1 protein-coding gene is annotated in these 1,585 nt (G+C 70.9%); it reads right to left on the bottom strand.

Annotated elements, in window-relative coordinates; genetic code table 11:
• Positions 1–241: 241 nt before the first annotated feature.
• A complete protein-coding gene (locus DZA62_RS35205) occupies positions 242–1,471 on the bottom strand; it encodes an IS110 family RNA-guided transposase (RefSeq protein WP_157988114.1) in 1,230 nt (409 codons plus the stop codon).
• Positions 1,472–1,585: the final 114 nt, after the last annotated feature.

Raw genomic sequence — 1,585 nt, 5'->3', positions numbered from 1 at the left:
CTAGCTTTCGCGCTGGGAGTCAAGACTGAGTGTGGGCGCGTTGCGGCGGCCGAGCGCGTTGGGGTGCGCAGGGCTGGGTTCGCGATGAAGTGGGTTGTTGAGTCCGGCTCGGGCCGTCGTTGGTCGGCAGGCTGATCAGGCGCCGTGGTCGGCAGGCTTTCGTGTGCGCCGTGATGGGCGGCCCAGCGCGGGCGGGCGGCAAGCTAGGTTGCGCCGTCGAACGGCATAGCTAACGTGGCCGTCACCGTCCGCGACTGAGCCTTCCTCGACGATACGCCTGTTCATCGAAGGGTTGTTGGGTCGTGAGGATGCGGTGGATCAGTCGGCAGGCGTTGCGGGCCAGCGCGACGCGGGCCTGGATCGGGGCCATGCCGCGGGCACGCAGTTCGGTGTTGCGTTCGGCAAAGGACGGTGAGTGTTGCGATAGGCCCCAGGCGATGCCCATCAGCGCGTCGCGGTGCTCGGCCAGGCCCTGGCGGGAGATCCGGCCGCGGCGACGGATGGTGGCCGACTCGTACATCGCCGGCGCCAAGCCGGTGGCGGAGTAGAGGTGTTCGGCATCGGGGAACCGGGCGATCGGCAGGGTGTGCGCGGCGAAGGCGGCAGCCCGGATGGCCGCGACGCCGGGCAGGCTGGTCAGGATCTGCCCGTCGGTGCGGGCGAGCAAGACCGCGATTTCGTCCTCGACCGCAGCGATGTCGACCAGCAGGACCCGGTAGCGGTCCAGGTCTCGGCCCAGCCGCTCGGCCCGCCCAGCCGCGTCGGGCGGCGGTGCGAGGCAGTCGTTCCAGCGGTTGGCCCAGTACTGCGCGGTCGCCTTGGTCAGCCGGCCGGGCGACCGGGCGATCAGCGAGCGAGTCGCTGGCGCCCGGCCGGCGAAGGCCGCCGCGCATGCCAGCACCGCCTGCCCTGTCGGGGTCTCGATCGGCAGCGACCGGCCGTGCCCGACAGGGGCCGACAGGCCCGGGGCCAGCGCGTTGAGCTGGTCATGCAGCCGCTGCTGGGCCGTCTTGCGGTCCGCGACCAGACTCCGGCGGTGACGCACCGCCGCCCGGAGCTCCTCGACCGCGAGTTCCTCGCCCTGGCGACGCCCAGCACCCTGTCGGGCCAGGTAGGTCAGCGCCGCGCAGTCCCGGTCGTCGGTCTTGAACCGGCCTGACCCCAACTGGGTGCGGGCGGCCTTGGTCTCCGACGGCGCGAACAGTCGGATCGCACCGGGATGCAGACGCTCCAGCTCGGCGGCCCACGCTCGGTGCAGGCTCCCGGTCGCCTCGATCGCGATCACCGGTTCGCCGGCATGCGCCGCGAGCATCTTCTCCAGGGCCACGACCCCGGACCGGGCCACCGGCAACGACACCGGCTCGGTCAGCAAGCCGTTCCCGTTGCTGACCCAGACCCGGTTCATCACCTTGCCCGGATCCACCGCCACGATCACAGCCCCACGATCCAGCGCCACCTCCAACATCGACATGACCGGCCTCCTCACCGATTCCAGAAGGCTCGACCTCCACATCCGACGGTCGAGTCAGGCCATCCCTCGACGACCCATCATCAGCCTGCGCTCGTCGGTGTCAACGTCGTTCAT

Source organism: Jiangella endophytica, from assembly GCF_003427025.1.
GTDB classification, from domain to species: domain Bacteria; phylum Actinomycetota; class Actinomycetes; order Jiangellales; family Jiangellaceae; genus Jiangella; species Jiangella endophytica.
Note: the sequence above shows the minus strand (reverse complement) of the source record. Positions and strands in the feature narration are given on the sequence as shown.

Excerpts from the sequence above, each read along its gene's own strand:
- DZA62_RS35205 (WP_157988114.1), bottom strand. The coding sequence starts at position 1,471 with ATGTCGATGTTGGAGGTGGCGCTGGATCGTGGGGCTGTGATCGTGGCG.